This window comes from Frankia sp. AiPs1 (assembly GCF_023716945.1).
Taxonomy (GTDB): domain Bacteria; phylum Actinomycetota; class Actinomycetes; order Frankiales; family Frankiaceae; genus Frankia.
Genome location: NZ_JAMQQF010000895.1, coordinates 1 through 1,575 on the forward strand (window position 1 = coordinate 1; position 1,575 = coordinate 1,575).

Consider the following 1,575-nt stretch of genomic DNA (forward strand, 5'->3'; position numbering starts at 1 on the left):
TTTTAATTTATCCGGGCACCACCTTTATATACAAATTCTAGGGCTGGTCGCCAGCGTCATATGTTTAAAAGAGACAGCCCCCCGCCCGGGCTCGGACCCCGCGGCGGGGGCGGACCTGCTGCGCCGCGGCGCGGTGCTGACCGCCGCGGATCTCGTCGGCGTCGCCCGGGCGGCGTTGACCCGCACCGTCGCCTACGACACCGAGCGGGTCCAGTTCGGCCGGCCGGTCGGGTCGTTCCAGGCGCTGGCCCACCATCTCGCCGACCTGCACGTCGCCGTGACCATGGCCGAGCATGCCGTGCTGTACGCGGCGCACGCCCTCGACGAGGGACAGCCGGACGCCGATCTCGCCGTCGCCGTGGCGAAGAGCAAGGCGAACCAGGCCGCCGGCGACGCCACCGCCGCGATGGTCCAGTACCACGGCGGGATCGGCTATACCTGGGAGCACGACACCCATTTCTTCTACAAGCGCGCGAAACGCCTCGTCGCCGCCTTCGGTGACAGCAGCCAGCACCTGGAACACCTCGCCCGGCTCACCGTCGACACCGTGGGGTGAACGGTGCTTCCCGCAGCGCGCGTTCCGCGAAGGCACGGATCCGCGAAAGCCAGGGCCGCGAAGTTCTGGGCCGCGAAGGCCAGGGTGATGTCAGCCGGGAATGATGCAAGGCCGATTGCAGGCCGGCCCCCGTCCCCTGGTACCACGCGCGGGATACCCGCCCCTTGGGCGGGGGGCGACGGCCTTGTCGTCCACACTTGGGCGACATGAACGGACGCTCGGTGCAGGCGCTGTCCACGGTGATGATCCGATGCACCGTCCGGCTGCGGCTCGCTCAGTTGGGCTACCTGCTGGTCTTCGTCGCAGCCTGTGCCCCCTGGTACCGCGCGCACCCGGCGGCGCTGGTCGGCCCGATCGTCGTGCTCGCCTGGGGTGTGGTGTTCGTCGTGCACCTGCGCCGCCGCCCGCGCCGGGCCATGGCGATCGCCGACGTGGCCGTGGCCGCCCTCGTCGCGCTGGCCACCGGCTGGCTGACGCCTGACGCGTCGCGGGGCGATCCCGCCTCGTTCGCCTTCGTCGGCCTGCTCACCGCCGTGGTGGCGGCGGCGTTCGCCCTGCCGGCCCGGAAGTTCGCCGTGGCCACGGCGGTGCTGGCGGGCGCTCAGCTCGCCGGCGCCGCCCACCACCGGCCTCAGGTGTTCGCCGCGACGGCGATCCTTCTCGTCGTCGGCGCCCTGTTACATCATGCCGCCGGGCGGCTGCGCAGGGTCGCGGTCGAAGCCGACCGGCAGCACCGCGATGTGACCGCCCGCCGGCGCCGGCAGCTCGTCGCCGAGGGGCGCGAGCAGGACTCCCGCGAGCAGGAGCGGCTCCTGCACGACACGATCCTCAACACGCTCACCGGCCTGGGCATGAGCGAGGACCAGCCGGTCGCCGACCTGCGCCGGCAGTGCGCGGACAGCGTGCGCGCGGTCGAGGAGCACCTGGCCAGCCGCCTGGACGCGGGTCCCACCCTCAGCGACCGGATCGGCCAGGCCCTCGGCAGCGCCCGCGACGCCGGCCTGCGGGTCGTGCTGGAC

Annotated in this window: 1 protein-coding gene and 1 pseudogene; both read left to right on the forward strand. The window is 72.4% G+C overall.

All coding sequences use genetic code 11. The annotated features are described in order from the left end of the window. Positions 1 to 556: acyl-CoA dehydrogenase family protein (locus ND748_RS31660; protein WP_285902984.1), on the forward strand; the 556-nt coding region annotated here is incomplete at its 5' end. A gap of 206 nt (positions 557 to 762) precedes the next feature. Next, positions 763 to 1,575: pseudogene (locus ND748_RS31665) on the forward strand (ATP-binding protein); the annotation flags it as partial.